Annotated in this window: 14 protein-coding genes and 1 pseudogene; 5 read left to right on the top strand and 10 right to left on the bottom strand. The window is 72.9% G+C overall.

Going from position 1 to position 13703, the window contains the following annotated elements; all coding sequences use genetic code 11:
* Nucleotides 1-2 precede the first annotated feature (2 nt).
* Nucleotides 3-890, bottom strand: a complete 888-nt coding sequence (locus E6U81_RS05130; RefSeq protein ID WP_136228851.1) for a hypothetical protein — start codon at nucleotides 888-890, stop codon at nucleotides 3-5.
* 275 nt (nucleotides 891-1165) lie between these two features.
* Between E6U81_RS05130 and E6U81_RS05125 the strand changes: the two genes are divergently transcribed.
* Entirely contained in the window at nucleotides 1166-2131 is a 966-nt protein-coding gene (locus tag E6U81_RS05125; protein ID WP_240803662.1) for an endonuclease/exonuclease/phosphatase family protein, read from the top strand.
* On the opposite strand, the gene E6U81_RS05120 is transcribed toward E6U81_RS05125, so the two are convergent.
* The 7 genes from E6U81_RS05120 to E6U81_RS05090 form a co-directional block, all read right to left on the bottom strand.
* Nucleotides 2126-3094 (bottom strand): NAD(P)-dependent alcohol dehydrogenase, encoded by a 969-nt coding sequence (locus tag E6U81_RS05120; protein ID WP_136228850.1) that lies wholly within the window; start codon nucleotides 3092-3094, stop codon nucleotides 2126-2128. The genes E6U81_RS05125 and E6U81_RS05120 overlap by 6 nt on opposite strands.
* A complete protein-coding gene (locus E6U81_RS05115; protein ID WP_240803638.1) occupies nucleotides 3091-3306 on the bottom strand; it encodes a helix-turn-helix transcriptional regulator in 216 nt (71 codons plus the stop codon). Before E6U81_RS05115 ends, E6U81_RS05120 begins: the two co-directional genes overlap by 4 nt.
* An 11-nt stretch (nucleotides 3307-3317) precedes the next feature.
* Nucleotides 3318-3746 carry a hypothetical protein gene (locus E6U81_RS05110; RefSeq protein WP_136228848.1) on the bottom strand — a complete coding sequence of 143 codons (429 nt, stop codon included), beginning with the start codon at nucleotides 3744-3746 and terminating at the stop codon, nucleotides 3318-3320.
* A gap of 71 nt (nucleotides 3747-3817) precedes the next feature.
* Entirely contained in the window at nucleotides 3818-4576 is a 759-nt protein-coding gene (locus E6U81_RS05105) for an SOS response-associated peptidase (RefSeq protein WP_136228847.1), read from the bottom strand.
* A gap of 101 nt (nucleotides 4577-4677) precedes the next feature.
* Nucleotides 4678-6693 (bottom strand): helix-turn-helix domain-containing protein, encoded by a 2016-nt coding sequence (locus tag E6U81_RS05100; protein WP_136228846.1) that lies wholly within the window; start codon nucleotides 6691-6693, stop codon nucleotides 4678-4680.
* An 80-nt stretch (nucleotides 6694-6773) separates the two neighbouring features.
* Nucleotides 6774-8168 (bottom strand): MFS transporter, encoded by a 1395-nt coding sequence (locus E6U81_RS05095; RefSeq protein WP_136228845.1) that lies wholly within the window; start codon nucleotides 8166-8168, stop codon nucleotides 6774-6776.
* 168 nt (nucleotides 8169-8336) lie between these two features.
* Nucleotides 8337-9428 (bottom strand): GNAT family N-acetyltransferase, encoded by a 1092-nt coding sequence (locus E6U81_RS05090; RefSeq protein ID WP_136228844.1) that lies wholly within the window; start codon nucleotides 9426-9428, stop codon nucleotides 8337-8339.
* A gap of 390 nt (nucleotides 9429-9818) precedes the next feature.
* On the opposite strand from E6U81_RS05090, the gene E6U81_RS05085 reads away from it, so the two are divergent.
* Nucleotides 9819-10661: a hypothetical protein gene (locus E6U81_RS05085; RefSeq protein ID WP_136228843.1), complete on the top strand. Its 843-nt coding sequence runs from the start codon at nucleotides 9819-9821 to the stop codon at nucleotides 10659-10661.
* Between the two features lie 19 nt (nucleotides 10662-10680).
* Here E6U81_RS05085 and E6U81_RS05080 read toward each other — a convergent pair whose 3' ends face one another.
* Nucleotides 10681-10872, bottom strand: coding sequence for a hypothetical protein (locus tag E6U81_RS05080; RefSeq protein ID WP_168714561.1), 192 nt, complete (start codon nucleotides 10870-10872; stop codon nucleotides 10681-10683).
* 480 nt (nucleotides 10873-11352) lie between these two features.
* Here E6U81_RS05080 and E6U81_RS05075 point away from each other — a divergent pair, with 480 nt between their 5' ends.
* Nucleotides 11353-11775, top strand: a complete 423-nt coding sequence (locus E6U81_RS05075) for a hypothetical protein (protein ID WP_136228841.1) — start codon at nucleotides 11353-11355, stop codon at nucleotides 11773-11775.
* Nucleotides 11776-12409: 634 nt separating this feature from the next.
* On the top strand, nucleotides 12410-12571 hold the full coding sequence (locus tag E6U81_RS05070; RefSeq protein ID WP_136228840.1) for a pyridoxine 5'-phosphate oxidase C-terminal domain-containing protein: 162 nt from the start codon (nucleotides 12410-12412) through the stop codon (nucleotides 12569-12571).
* 176 nt (nucleotides 12572-12747) lie between these two features.
* On the opposite strand, the pseudogene E6U81_RS05065 reads toward E6U81_RS05070, so the two are convergent.
* Nucleotides 12748-12936: pseudogene (locus E6U81_RS05065) on the bottom strand (molybdopterin-dependent oxidoreductase); the annotation flags it as partial.
* 214 nt (nucleotides 12937-13150) lie between these two features.
* Here E6U81_RS05065 and E6U81_RS05060 point away from each other — a divergent pair.
* A complete protein-coding gene (locus E6U81_RS05060; protein WP_206309837.1) occupies nucleotides 13151-13579 on the top strand; it encodes a hypothetical protein in 429 nt (142 codons plus the stop codon).
* The last annotated feature ends 124 nt before the right edge of the window (nucleotides 13580-13703 follow it).

The following is a 13703-nucleotide window of genomic DNA, read 5'->3' as shown; positions in this document are numbered from 1 at the left end:
CCCTATGCCTTCGCTTCCCGGGCCGCGGCCGCCACGACCCGGGCGAGCCGGTCCGCTCCCTGCGGGGAGAGTCCGAGGAACAGGTTCGGCTCGATGAGCTCCAGTTCCATGACCACCGGCTCCCTGGCCCCGTCCAGCACCAGGTCCACCCGGGCGAACAGCGGCTCCCCCGGGCCGGGCGCCGCGGCCAGCGCCGCGCGCGCCGTACGGAGCTCCGCCTCGGTCGGGGCGTGGAGCTGCGCCCCGGGGTGCGCCACGCGGGAGTTGTCCATCTGCCCGGGCTCGGTCAGCAGGGCCTGCTTGCGAATCGCGTGGCTGAAGGTCCCGGCGAAGAAGACGAGGGCGCGTTCGCCCTCCTCCACCAGCGGCAGGTACGGCTGGACCATCGCGGTGCGGCCCTGCTCAAGCAGCATGCGGGCGTGCAGTAGGGCGTCGGCCGCACGGCCCGGTGCGTAGCGCGCGGTGTCCCGCGCACCCGCTGAGACGGAGGGCTTGACCACCACCCCGTGCGGGCCGTCGAAGTCCTCCTCGGCGCACTGTTCGCCCGGGGCGACGCAGCGGGTCGGCACCACGGGGACCCCGGCTCCGGCGAGGTCGAGCAGATAGCGCTTGTCGCTGTTCCAGCGCACCATCGGTGCCGGATTCAACAGGCGGGTCACGCGGGCCGTCGCATCGGCCCAGGCCAGGAATTCCTCAAGCCGTCCGACGTAGTCCCAGGTCGAGCGGATGACGGCCAGGTCGAAGCCGCCCCAGGGCCCCGGGGCAGCGTCCCAGGCCACCGGCTCCGCGGACAGGCCCGCCGCGCGCAGGGCATCCAGCAACAGCGGCAGATCGGTGTCCTGGCCGCGTCCGGTGTCGCTCGTCACGACCGCGACCCTCGCTGCACCCATGCGGCTCTCCCGTCCTCCCGCCCCGGGCCGGCCCCTGCGGCCGGACCCCCGCGGTCACTCTCGCACAGGCAGGTCCGCTCACCTCGGCAGCGACGTATGCGCCGGTGACGGGCGGGAACCCCGGCGGCGGATCATGCGTCGTAGCGTGCGGCATCGTGCTGCTGCTCGTCCCTGCGGGACGGGTCAGGACGGGACACGGACGGCGACGGGAACGGGTCCCGAACGAAAGGGGCAGGACTGTGGCCGAGCAGACGGGCGGCGGTGCGGCCGGCAGCGTGCACCGCCGTGCCCGGTGGCGGGCGACCGGGGGTGCGCGCGGGCGCGTTCTCACCCCACTCGCCCTGCTGACCGCCGCCGTGCTGATGTTCCACTCCGCCGTGCCCAACACGGTCGGCCGCCTCGGCAGCCTGGTGGAAGCCTTCCTGCCCTGGCTCGGCCTGGTGGTTGCGCTGCTGCTCACGGCGGCGCTGGTACGCCGGTCGGCCGTGGCCGTGGTGGCCCTCCTGCTGCCCGCCCTCGCATGGCTGGGCCAGTTCGGCGGGCTGCTCCTGCCCGCCGAACACGGCGCCCACCACCTCACGGTGGTCCAGCACAACGTCAGCGACGAGAACCCGGACCCGGCGGGCACCGCCTCCGCCCTGGCGGCCGCCGCACCTGAGCTCGTCGCCCTGGAGGAGGTGACCCCCTCCGCGCTGCCGGCCTACGCGGCGGCCCTTGAGTCGCGGTATCCGCACCACGCGGTCGAGGGCACGGTCGGGCTCTGGTCGAAGTACCCGCTGACCGGCGTCCGGCGCGTGGACATCAAACCCGCCGGGATCGGGGAGGGCTGGAGCCGCGGCATGCGGGCCGGGGTGAGCACCCCGGAGGGCGAGGTCGCGGTGTACGTCGCCCACCTGCCCTCGGTCCGCATCGGGCCGTCCGGCTTCGCCTCGCAGCTGCGGGACGAGAGCGCGCGTCTGCTGGGCGCGGCCGTCGCCGCCGAGCCGGTGGACCGGGTGGTCCTGCTCGGCGACCTGAACGGCACCGTGGACGACCGCGGTCTCGCTCCGTTGACGTCGCGGATGGCGGCGCCCCGGCGGGGGTTCGCCCTCAGCTGGCCCGCGGCTTTCCCGGTGTCGCGGATCGACCAGGTCCTGGCGCGCTCGGGCACCGTCGGCGGGATCCGGACGCTGCCCGCCACCGGCAGCGACCACCTGCCGGTGGCCGCCCGCATCACCTGGGGCGCCGCGGCCGGCTCATAGCCCGATGGCGATCTTGCCGCGCACCCGGCCGTCCCGGAGACGGCGGATGGCGTCGGGAACCTCGGCCAGCGGGTAGGTCCGGTCGACGGCGGGGGCCACCGAACCTGCCTCGATGAGCTCCGTGAGGGCTTCGAGGTCGCGGCGGCGCACCAGGGTGCCGAGCGGACGGAGCCGGTGGCCGACGAACGGCGACAGCAGGAGGGCGCCGAGCTGCCGCTGGTTGCCGCCGATCCAGTTCCCGCCTCCTTCGCCGCCGACGATGACGAGGATCCCGCGAGGGGTGAGGGCGCGGCGCAGCCGGGAGAGGGGCCGGTTGCCGGCGATGTCCAGGATGACGTCGTAGCGGCGGCTGCCGTCGACGGGGTCCTCCTGCGCGTAGTCGACGACCTCGTCGGCGCCGAGGGAGCGGACCAGGTCCGCCTTGGCCCCGCTGCACACCCCCGTGACGTGGGCCCCGTAGGCCTTGGCCACCTGCACGGCGAAGCTGCCCACGCCGCCCGAGGCGCCGAGGACCAGCACCCGCTGACCCGCCGTGACCTGGCCGCTGTCCCGTACGGCATTGAGCGCCGTGCACCCGGAGACGGGTACGGTCGCGGCCTCTTCGAAACCGATGCCGCGCGGCTTGGGCGCGAGGGTGCCCTCCTTGGCGCGGGCGTACTCGGCGAAGGAACCGTGGCAGTTGCCGTACACCTCGTCGCCCGGCCGGAAGCGGCTGACGTCCTGGCCGACCGCCTCCACCACCCCCGCGACGTCCATGCCGCGGACCCGCGTGCGGGGTCTGCGCAGGCCGGTCACGGCCCGGACCGCGTAGGGCATGCCCGCCATCAGGTGCCAGACACCCTGGTCGACGGCGGCCGCGCGCACCCGTATGAGCACCTCGCCCCGACCCGGCACGGGCCGGTCCACTTCTTCGATCCGCAGGACCTCGGGCGGTCCGTAGACATCCTGGACGATGGCCTTCATGCGTCGTCTCCTTCGGGGACGTTGTACTGGAACACGGAGTCGAGGGGCACCGAGAAGACGCGGGCGATCTCGAACGCCTTCTCCAACGAGGGCGAGTAGCGGCCCTGTTCGATGGCAATGACGGTCTGGCGCGTCACACCGATCCGGCGGGCCAGCTCGGCCTGCGTCATCTCGCCGTGGGTGAAGCGCAGGGTCCGGATGCTGTTGGTCACCCGGGTGGGCCTCACCACGGGTGGAAGCCGAGCCGGTAGGAGACGATCTTCGCCGTGGACGCGAGCAGCGCCGACAGGACGAACCCCAGGTAAATGGCGTTGGCGATCCAGAACTGGTCGGCCTCCGCCATCGCCAGCACAAGTCCCGCGACGGCGCCGATCACCACGAACGACTGCCCGATGTGGTCACCGAACCGGTGGATCTCCCGGTCCCGCTGGTCCTTGACCCTGCCTTCCTCGGGCGAGAGGAGGGAGACCGTGATGTGGAGTGCGATCGAGGCGGCGATCGCCGCGCCGACCGTCCACAGCAGCGCCGCTGCGTACGGCTGCTGGGCCAGCGGCCCGCCGTCCGAGCGCCCGAGGACGACGGCCAAATACGTCCCGTACGACAGCACCGCGACCACGATCATGATCCACGCGCGTTTCTCCTCGACCGCCACGCCCACTCCCCATGTAAAGAAAACCTGACACTCGAAGTGTCAAGCAGGCAGTACATGGTGTCAATGTTTCTTTACTTCCCCGCGGTCGGCGGCGCGGGGTCCGCGGGCTCGTCGAGGAGCTCGGGCCCGTTGTTGCGCACGTTGTTGACCGCCGTCGACACGGCGCGGACGTCCAGCCGGCCGCCCCCGGGGGCGGCGAGCAGGGCGCGCAGTTCGTCCGCGTCCTGGTGGGACGGGTCGAGCCAGGCCTCGTAGTCGGCCGGGGCGAGCGCGAGCGGCATGCGGGGGTGGACGCGGCCGGCCGCGTCGGTCGCCTCGGTGGTGATGATCGTGCAGGTCGCCCACCACGCCGCCGGATCGTCGTCGTCGGCGACCCCGGGGTCGCGCCAGAACTCGTAGAGGCCCGCCATCGCCATCACGGCGCCGTCCTCGGGGCGGATGAAGTACGGCTGCTTGTACGCCTTCACCCCGGCGGAGGCGGGGACGGCCTGCCACTCGTAGAACCCGTCCGCCGGCAGCAGGCAGCGGCGCTTGGCGAAGGCACGCCGGTACGCGGGCTTCTCGTGCACCGTCTCCACCCGCGCGTTGATCATCTTCGCGCCGCCGGACGTGCTCTTCGACCACGACGGCACCAGACCCCACCGCAGGGGCCGCAGCCTGCGCTCCAGCAGCCCGCTCTCCCGGTCGGCACGCTCCAGCACCGCCCAGACCGCGTCGGTGGGGGCGACGTTCCAGCTGGGCTCCAGAGCGTCCCCCGGGGCGGGGGGCGCGGCCTGGAACAGGCCGGAGAGGTCCTCGGGACCACGGGTGGAGACGTATCGGCCGCACATGCCGTCCACAGTGCCACCTGCCGACGCCTTCGGCCGGTTGCGCCGCGAACCGGGGCCGTGCGGGGGTGGGAACGCGCGCTGCGCGGGTGGCCGAGCGGGCGCTACGCGGGCGGCCGAGCGGCTGAGTCGTCCGGATGCCGCACCTGGTGGACGCGCAGCGCGAGCTGGAGTTCCAGGGCCCGTTCCGGCCGCTGCCAGTCGCGGCCGAGGAGACGGCCTATCCGGTCCAGGCGCTGCACCACCGTATTGACGTGCACATGGAGGGTCTCGGCAGCCCTCGACTGGCTCGTGCCCTCGTCGAAGTAGGTCCGGAGGGTGTGGACGAGTTCGGTGCCGCGCCTCGCGTCGTAGTCGAGCACGGGGCCCAGGGTCCGGCGCACGTAGCCGATGAGGTCCGTATGGTCGCCGAGCAGGACGCCGAGGAACCCCAGGTCGCCGAGGGCGGCCCCGGTGCCCTCCCGGCCCAGCGCGCGCAGGGCCGTCCGGCAGCGGAGGGCTTCGGCATGGGCGTCGGGGAACCGTCCCGGACCGGTGACCGGCCCGGCGGCGCCGACCGTGACGGGGCCGGCGAGCGCCTGGCCCAGCTCGTCCGCGAGGCCCGCGGCGGCGCCGCCGGGGCTGCCGGGGCTGCCGGGGCTGCCGCCGGAGCCGGGGCGCTCAGCGGGGAGGACCAGGACCACGTCGTCGTGGTGCAGCCCCGCCAGGCCCTTGCGGCAGTGCGCGACGCGGGCGCCGGCCGCCAGCAGGCGCTGCCGGGGTGCGGTGGCGGAGTGCAGGACGAACACCGCGTGCGGATGGTCCAGGTTCACGCCGACCCGGCGGGCGCGGGCCGGCAGGCTCGCCGGGTCGGCGGCACCGGTGAGGAGGTCGCCGAGGAGTTCGCCCCGTACTCGGTCCTCGGCCTCGGCGACCGACCGGCGCTGGAGCAGCAGCAGGGCCGTGACGACTCCGGCGCGCTCGAAGAGCCGGCGGTCGGCGTCGCCGAGGTCGGGCCGGCCGGTCAACGCGATGCTGCCGAGCAGCTCGGAGCCCGCGAGGACGGCGCACACCCAGGTGCCGTCGGCCGACACGGCGCGCCCTCCGGTCCGAGAGGCGGCGACAGCCCGGGCGGACGGCCGTCCGGAATCGTTGCCGGACCGGGCGAGTTCGGTGCCGTCGGCATCGTGGATCAGGGTGCCGCCCTGCAGGACGGTGCCGATGGCGGTGGCGACGTCGGTGATGTCCGCGCCGCGCAGCACCAGGTCGGTCAGCCTGTCGTGGGCCTCCTCGGCCCGCCGCATGGCGTCGCTGTGCGCCTCGATGGTCCGCGACGCCTCGTTGAGGTCGACGAGTGCGCTGCGGGTCTCGTCGAGCAGGCGGGCGCTGTCGATGGCGATGGCGGCGTGGTCGGCGAGGGAGGACAGGAGGGCCACCTCGTCGGGTGGGAAGGCGCGGGCGGTCCGGTCCGCCGCGTACAGGACGCCGATCACCCGGGTGCCCAGGCGCAGCGGTACGCCCAGGATGGCCCGCAGCCCCTCTTCCGTGACGGCGCCGTCGATCGTCGTGGTGTGCCGGAAGCGCTGGTCGTCGCGGTAGTCGCCGGTGGAGTAGGGCCGGGCCGTCTCCGCGACCAGACCGCCGAGGCCCTCCCCCATGCCGAGGCGGACCTGCTGGAACGCGGCGGAGACCGAGCCGTCGGTGACCCGCATGTAGGTGTCGCCCGCCTCGTCGTCGTTGAGGGACAGGTACGTCACGTCGGTGCCGAGGAGCAGTTTGGCGCGGCGGACGATCGCCTTCAGTACGGCGTCCAGGTCCCTGAGCCGGGCCAGGTCGCCGGCGGTGTCGAAGAGCGCGGCGAGTTCGGCTTCGCGGCGGCGGTGCTGGCCGAGCGTGCGGCGGATGCGGAGCGCGACCCGGGTGGCATCCGCCACCACGGCCGCATCGGGTTCGTCGAGGTGGGGGCCGCCGGCCGGTGCGGCCGGCGGCGCGAACTGCTCGGCCGGGGCGCCCTGGTCGAGCAGGTCCAGCAGATGGCGCAGGTGCCGCAGCGCGGTCCAGGACTCCCCTGCGCCCGCCACTGCCCCTTCCCCCGCGCCCGTGCCGGTGCCGGTGCTCGCGGTGTTTCCGGTGGTGGGCATCGGGCGCTCTCCGTCGTGGTGGTGGACCGGTCCGGACCGGGCGCCGGTGACGGCGGTGCCCGGCCGGAGCCTGTTCCGGTTCAGTTGTCGGCCGGCACCGGTTCGTGCCCGGGCGTGCGCGGGGCGGGAACCGTGCCGCCCGCCGGGGCGTGTTCGCGGGTCAGGCTACGCCCGCGGGTCTCCTGGGCGACCAGGACGGTCAGCGTGGTGACCGCTGCCGCAGCGCCCAGGTAGATCGAGACGGGTACGGAGGAGTCGTAGTCGTTCAGCAGGGCCACGGCGACGATCGGCGCGAGGGCGCCGCCGATGACGGAGGCGAGCTGGGAGCCCATCGAGGCACCGGAGTAGCGGACCTCGGTGGCGAACATCTCGGAGATGAAGGCGGCCTGCGGTCCGTACATCGCGCCGTGCAGGAGCAGCCCGACGGTCACGGCGGTGACGATCACGGGGAAGGACTTGGAGTCCAGCAGGGCGAAGAACGCGAACGCCCAGCCGATCATGCCGACCGAGCCGATGAGGGTGACGGCGCGGCGGCCGACACGGTCGGAGAGCGCTCCCCACGCCGGGATGGCCGCGAAGTGGACGGCGGAGCCGATCAGGACGGCGTTCAGGCCGTCGCTATTGGGGAGGCCGAGGTGGCTGGTGACGTAGACGAGGAGGAAGGCGGTGATGACGTAGTAGGAGATGTTCTCGCCGAGGCGGGTGCCGATCGCGGTCAGGACGCCGCGCCAGTTCGTACGGAACACCTCCGTCACGGGCGGCTTCGCCGCGACCCCGGCGGCGGCCCGCTGCGCGGCCTTGGCCTGCGCCTCCAGGAAGACCGGGGACTCGGAGACGGATATCCGGATCCACAGGCCGAGCATCACGAGCACGCCGGAGAGCAGGAACGGGATGCGCCAGCCCCAGGCGAGGAACGCCTCGTCGGACTGCACGGCGGCGAGGAGCGCGAGCACACCGGTGGCCAGCAGGTTCCCGCCGGGCGCCCCCGCCTGGGGCCAGGACGCCCAGAACCCGCGGTTCTCGTCGTCGCCGTGCTCGGAGACGAGCAGCACCGCACCGCCCCACTCGCCGCCGAGCGCGAACCCCTGGACCAGCCGCAGGAGGGTGAGGAGCACGGGCGCGCCGACGCCGACGCTCGCGTGGGTGGGCAGCAGACCCATGGCGAAGGTGGCGCCGCCCATCAGGAGCAGGCTGAGGACGAGGAGTCGCTTGCGGCCGATCCTGTCGCCGTAGTGGCCGAAGACGAGGCCGCCGAGGGGGCGGGCGGCGAAGCCGATCGCGTAGGTGAGGAAGGCGAGGAGGGTGCCGACCAGCGGTTCGCTGTCGGGGAAGAACAGCTCGTTGAAGACCAGCGCGGCGGCGGAGCCGTAGAGGAAGAAGTCGTACCACTCGATGGTGGTGCCGATCAGGCTCGCTGCGACGATTCTCCGGATGCCGGATGGGGCCGGTGCGGCGGCCGGGGCTGGGGAGGTCATGTGCACCACTTCCGGGGGTCTACGGGGACGTTCGATGTGGCCACACCCTAGGAACACTCCGGTCAGCCGCGTATGTGGCTGACCACCACAGTCGGCCGACCCGACACCGTCGGCGCCACCACACCGCCCTCGGTCCACCGCCCGCTGGGCCGAGACCGGCGGATCTGATCACGGGCGGCGGTCACGCATCCTGCCGACTGCGGCCAGGGTGCGCAGCGCCGCGGCTTTGAGGTGCGGCCGCTCGCGCACGAAACCCCGTGCGGCGCGCGGCGGTTCGTGGCTGAGCCAGTACAGGGCCGCCCCGGCTCCGGCCCGGAGCACGGCGCCCTCGTGCACGATCAACTCGCGTGTCTTGAGGGAGTCCTTGTAGGGGGCGTCTCCCCTGCCGAGATCGAGCATGTCGATCCCGGCGGCGGCGGCCGCCTCGATCATCCGGAGGTACAGGACGCGTCCGGGACTGAACGTGGCGAAGTCCCGGTCGTAGGCGGGGAACCAGCACGACAGCACGGTGCGCGAGCGCAGCCCGAAGTGGGCGGCGACGGGCCGACCGCCCGCGTACAGGACCGACAGCAGGCCCGAGCAGGACGGTGTCCGCGTCGTGGCGAGGGTCGTCACCAGGTTGTTGATCCAGTGCTGGGCGAACCGGTCGCGCCGACCGGTTCGGCGGTACTGGGCGGACTTCCAGGCCATCAGCGTCCGCAGCACCGCCGGACTGCGCTCGTCGAACTCGAAGCGCAGTGGCCCGGCCTGCCGGGCCAGGCGGCGTTCCTGTGCCCGGGTCGCCTTCAGGAAGGTGCGGGATCCGGCCCGGAGCTGGATCTCGTAGTCGGCGTATCCGTCCGTGAGGTCGATGACGGGCGAGGCGAACCGCCCTGTGATGAACGGCAGGAACAGGTCCTGGCCGCTTTCGAGGTGGTTGAACTCCCAGACGGACAGGGAGCCGGCACGCAGCAGATCGTGCGGCTCCACGACCGCACCGGGGCGCAGGACGGCCCCCTGACAGTCGGACACGCCCAGGCCGATGGCACGGCCGCGGCCCCACCGGCCGCGCTCGAAGGGAAAGAAGCCGGCCGTCTCGCCGTCCTGGCGCACGACCGCGACCCTGGCACCCGGCCGGACACGGCCGACGGCCCGGCAGAACTCCGGGCTCATGAAGGGGTTGGCCTGCGGCGCCGTAGTGGCCCGCAGTTCGCTCCACAGCTCAAGGTCGGCCGGGGTCAGCTCGGCGGGGCGAATCACGTCGATGCGTTGAAAGGTCACTACGGCTCCTGATACGTCGGAAAGATCACCGGGTCCCGACCGGCCGCCCGCACACGAGGAGTGCGCTGCGGCCGCGCCGGGGCGCCCCACTCTCGGCCTCGGCCGCGGTCGGAATGGGTGTGCAAGGGCGCCCTGCGGTGTTAAACGACTGTCGGAGTATCAGGCAGCGGCGGGGGCACAGCCGCGTCCGGAAAAGCACCCCTGCGATGCGCTGCACTCCGGAGCCGCGAGGGCGCGCGGCGGTCTGCCGCCCTCACCGGCCGCCCGGCGGCAGCGCCCGTCCCGGCTCCGCGGCCCCGGCCCGGCCCGGCCGGCAATGCCCCCACCAGCGGGAGCTGACGCACTGTCCGCACCCTTACCCGTTCCGCCGCCGGTGCCTATATTCGTCCCATGGCCACTCGTGACCCGGACCCGCTGGCGGGAGTTGCGGCGGCGACAGCAGCCGGCGCGCGGCTGGTGTTCGTACCAAGTCGCCTGCGCGAGCTGGGTGTCGCGCTCGGCTCGAGCGTCCTGGTCCCGTTGTGGATCGCGGCCCCCCTCCTTCTGGCGTTCCTGTTCGTCGTCCTGCTCACGGACTCCGCGGTCGCCTGGGCCCTCTTCTGGATCGTCCTCGGGCTGACGGTCCTGGCCGTGGCCGGTCTCATGGTGGGCATGATGTGGGTGGTGCCCGCCACGATGGTCCGCTGGATCGAATTCCGCCCGCACGAACACGCGACGCACCTCGTCATCGCGCGTTTCCTGCGGTCGTCGACCGTCGCCGCGGCCGACCTGGAGCGCATCGTCGTCGTCGAGCGGTTCAGGCTGGGGCAACGAAAGTCGATCAAAGTCGTACTGCAGACGGGACGCGGAGGGGAGACTGCCTGCGAGCCGGCCTTCCGCGCCCCGGTGTCCCTGGCCCGCACAGAGGACCTGCTCGCCTGGCTGACCGGCCGACTCGGCTCAGCCCGAGCAGCGGTCGAGTACCGGAAGGAGACCGACCAGAACTTCTCCTGCCCGGAGGAGTGGTGGACACCGTCGGCGCTTGCTGCCCTGTGGCAGGTGCCCGTCAGCGCAGTGCACGGACTGGCCGACCGCCACGGCATCCGCACCTACCGGTACACACCGCGGGGCACTGCGACGGACACGGTGACGGCCTACCACCCGGGACGGGCGCACGAAGTCGCCGAGCAGCTCCACCGGGAACGCACCCTCCGCCCGGAGGCCGGCGGCGCGGATGCCGCTCCCGGCGCTTGAGCAGACGCAGACGCAGTGCTCACGGGATGCTGGTGAGCGGCCAGGGGTTCGGCCCCGCGCGCCGGACCGCGGCCCGTATGTGGACCATGGCCAGGACGGCGCTCATGTGGGTCTTGCCCTCGGTGTGGCGGACGTGGTCCTTGCAGAACCAGACGGCGTTCTCGGGATGCCCCTCGTGATCGAGCGGTGGCGCTGTCGGACGGAAGCGCACGAGCGTGAAGGTCTCGTAGGCGAAATCTCTGTCGGATGCGTGGCAGACCGCACAGAACGGGGGCATCACCGCTGCTCAACTCCACTCCACGAAAACGATCACGGTCGCAAGACTATGCCCAGGCGCGTTCCCGGACCGCATGGGAGGCCCGGCATTCGACCGGGCGTGGTGGATCTCGGCCAATCGGCGTTCGCCGGTGTGACCCGTAGCGGACAGCGGCTGGGGCAACGTCCCTTTGTCCCCTGCGGGCGGCGTGGAGTGTTCACCGCTTCCACGGAGGAACCGAAACGAGACGCGGCCCCTTTCGCAGCGGAACAGGACCGTATTTGAACCGATATGGTCTCGCCCGCCGCGTCCGGAAGGAAGACACGGGCCCAAGCAGGGGTGTTGTCACCCCAGTCGTGCAAGTCGCCCCTGCCGCATCCTTCCCGGGCCGCGGACCACGGACCACGGACCGACGAACAAGGAATGAGCGCACGGATGAAGACGACGATCCAGTCGGCACTGGGCACCACACTGCTGCTCCTGGCCGCCATGACGGCCACCACCGGCTCTGCCGCCGCCCAGGGGGCGGAGGCCGGTGCCCCGGCCGCGGAGCGGGCTCGGGTGGCAGGGCAGTGGACCGAGTCCGTCGACAGGAACCGCCCGGGAATCACCCTCTACACCGAGAAGCTGACCTTCACCGCGGACGGCCGTTTCGAGCAGATCAGCAACGTGATCTGCAATCTGGACAACTGCCCCGCGTTCAAGATCGGCGTCAACACGGGCACCTACCGTATGTCGGGGAGGACCATCCACCTCGACGGCAACCTCTCGGACCTCCACGGCACCGTCCGGAGCAGCAACACCCTCGTCCTCGACCAGCGCGTTCTCCACCGCACGGCTGCCGACACCGCGCAGTAGCCGCAGCCCAGAACGTCAACCCCGGCCCTGCGTGCCGACGTGGCGGGCGGCGGCTTCCCCCGCCGCCGGTCACCCGGCTTCCCGACCGTGGACACGCCCTCACCCTTGCCGCGCCACGGCGCACACGAGAGCCACCGCGGCGAGCGCGTCCGCGTCGACAGTCAGTCGAATGCGCCTCGGGCCCTTGGACGCGGACCGCTTCGCGGGAGGAAGGCGGACGGGCCCGGACGGGCCCTCACAGATCGTCCGCGTCACGATCCGGACGACGTACACAGGCGAAGGGGCCGGGTACGGGAGGTCGTCACAAGTGTCGGCCGTCCACCGGGGCCTGCATGCGGGAAGCTCGCCCGCCTCGCCCGCGGGACGCCGCCGTGGAGGCTGACCTCCGTTTCGCTCATGACGGATCCCCCATCCCCCGGAAACACCGCGTGCTTCACGGGCGGTCTTCCACTGGCCCGAGCACGGCCCCCAGGTCCGCCTGCGCGGGCCGGAGAGGCCGGGGTCCGCGCAGGACAACGCGGAGGACTTCCTCGCCCGGTCATGCACGGCCCGCGCCGAGGCGTTGCCGGCCTGCCAGAGCCAGTACCTCGCGGGCACGTCCGAACGCGACCGAGCCCTGGGGAAGACTCTGACCATGGTCGAACAGGATCCCTCCCTCGTCGACTCCGCCTGGACGCTCTACACCCTGGATCCGGTGGGGGTGGAGTTCTGGCAGGCGGCGAAGACCCGCGTCCACACCCGACTGCGCTACGAGCAGGGCCACAACGGCTGGGAACGCATCCTTCTCTGGTCCTGAGCCCGCCGCCCACCCTTTCGACCCGTGCCCCGCGGCACAACCGCGGGCGGCGCGGGCCCATCCCCCTGGCTCCCGGTATCCCGGCGGCCGCCGACTGTACGCCGAACTCGTGGCTCTCGCCGGCAAGGCGGGCTGGAGCCTCGGCCGCTGGCACGCCGGCCACCTGGCGGGCGAGGCTCCTGGTGGGAGTGGCGCTGCCCCGTCCAGAGGTCGGCCATGTTGCGGTAGCCGCGTTCCTCCCAGAATCCGCGCCGGTCCTGGGTCATGTACTCGATCCCGCGCAGCCACTTCGGGCCCTTGTAGCCGGAGAGGTGGGGAACGACCGGCCGCAGCGGGAAGCCGTGCTCGGCGGTCAGCGGCTCCCCGGCCGCGCTCACGAGCGGCATCGATCCCCGAATGTGGGGCACCTGCGAAGCAACAGAGCACGCGCTCTCGAAGAGCCGACCTACCGGACCAGCCTCAGCAGTCGCAGAGCGAGGGCCGCTCCAGGGTCCCCGCCCGGGCGGGCATCGCAGGACGGGAGTCCAACCCTGGGCCGGCACCAGCCGGTCGTCCGGCGAAGCGAACGGAGTGATGCACATGCGAACCGCAGCGGCAAGGATCATGGGCGCGGCCACCCTCGGCTACGGCATGGCGGTCGCCTGGCGTCCCGCGGTGTTGGCACGGCCCTGCGGCCTGTCCGCCGAGGGCTCCTCCGCGCTCCTGATCAGGGCGCTGGGCGTGCGCGACGCGGCCCTGGGCGCCGCGATGGTGCTGGCCCCCGCCGGCACGGCGCTCCGTACCGCCGTCCTGTGCCGGGTCGCGGCCGACGCGGGGGACGCCCTCCTCTTCGGCACCTTCCTGGCCCGCAGCTCGGAGCGCGCCAAGGCCGCCTCGGTCGCTCTGGTGTGGGGGGCGCTGTGCGGTTGGACGCTGACCGGCGACGGGCGCTCCTCCGCGCCTCTCGTACACGACGCGGCGAACGTCGCGGCCCGGGCAGCCCAGTCCGCCACCCGTGCGGAGCTCTGACGAGGGGCGTTCCACGAGCGGCGCCGTGCGGGTCGCCGCCCACGTCTGCCGTATCGCCGTTCCTCGCCCCGCGGGCAAGCGGGCCGGGCTGTGTGGCTCAGCAGGACGGTCCGTTCGGTGTGTG

This window comes from Streptomyces sp. A0592 (genome assembly GCF_004795115.1).
In the GTDB taxonomy this organism is placed as follows: domain Bacteria; phylum Actinomycetota; class Actinomycetes; order Streptomycetales; family Streptomycetaceae; genus Streptomyces; species Streptomyces erythrochromogenes.
The sequence above is the reverse complement of the archived record's forward strand: the minus strand, read 5'-3'. Positions and strand labels throughout refer to the sequence as shown.

Excerpts from the sequence above, each read along its gene's own strand:
- E6U81_RS05130 (WP_136228851.1), bottom strand. The coding sequence starts at position 890 with ATGGGTGCAGCGAGGGTCGCGGTCGTGACGAGCGACACCGGACGCGGC.
- E6U81_RS05120 (WP_136228850.1), bottom strand. The coding sequence starts at position 3,094 with ATGAAGGCCATCGTCCAGGATGTCTACGGACCGCCCGAGGTCCTGCGG.
- E6U81_RS05105 (WP_136228847.1), bottom strand. The coding sequence starts at position 4,576 with ATGTGCGGCCGATACGTCTCCACCCGTGGTCCCGAGGACCTCTCCGGC.
- E6U81_RS05100 (WP_136228846.1), bottom strand. The coding sequence starts at position 6,693 with ATGCCCACCACCGGAAACACCGCGAGCACCGGCACCGGCACGGGCGCG.
- E6U81_RS05095 (WP_136228845.1), bottom strand. The coding sequence starts at position 8,168 with ATGACCTCCCCAGCCCCGGCCGCCGCACCGGCCCCATCCGGCATCCGG.
- E6U81_RS05085 (WP_136228843.1), top strand. The coding sequence starts at position 9,819 with ATGGCCACTCGTGACCCGGACCCGCTGGCGGGAGTTGCGGCGGCGACA.
- E6U81_RS05075 (WP_136228841.1), top strand. The coding sequence starts at position 11,353 with ATGAAGACGACGATCCAGTCGGCACTGGGCACCACACTGCTGCTCCTG.
- E6U81_RS05070 (WP_136228840.1), top strand. The coding sequence starts at position 12,410 with ATGGTCGAACAGGATCCCTCCCTCGTCGACTCCGCCTGGACGCTCTAC.
- E6U81_RS05060 (WP_206309837.1), top strand. The coding sequence starts at position 13,151 with ATGCGAACCGCAGCGGCAAGGATCATGGGCGCGGCCACCCTCGGCTAC.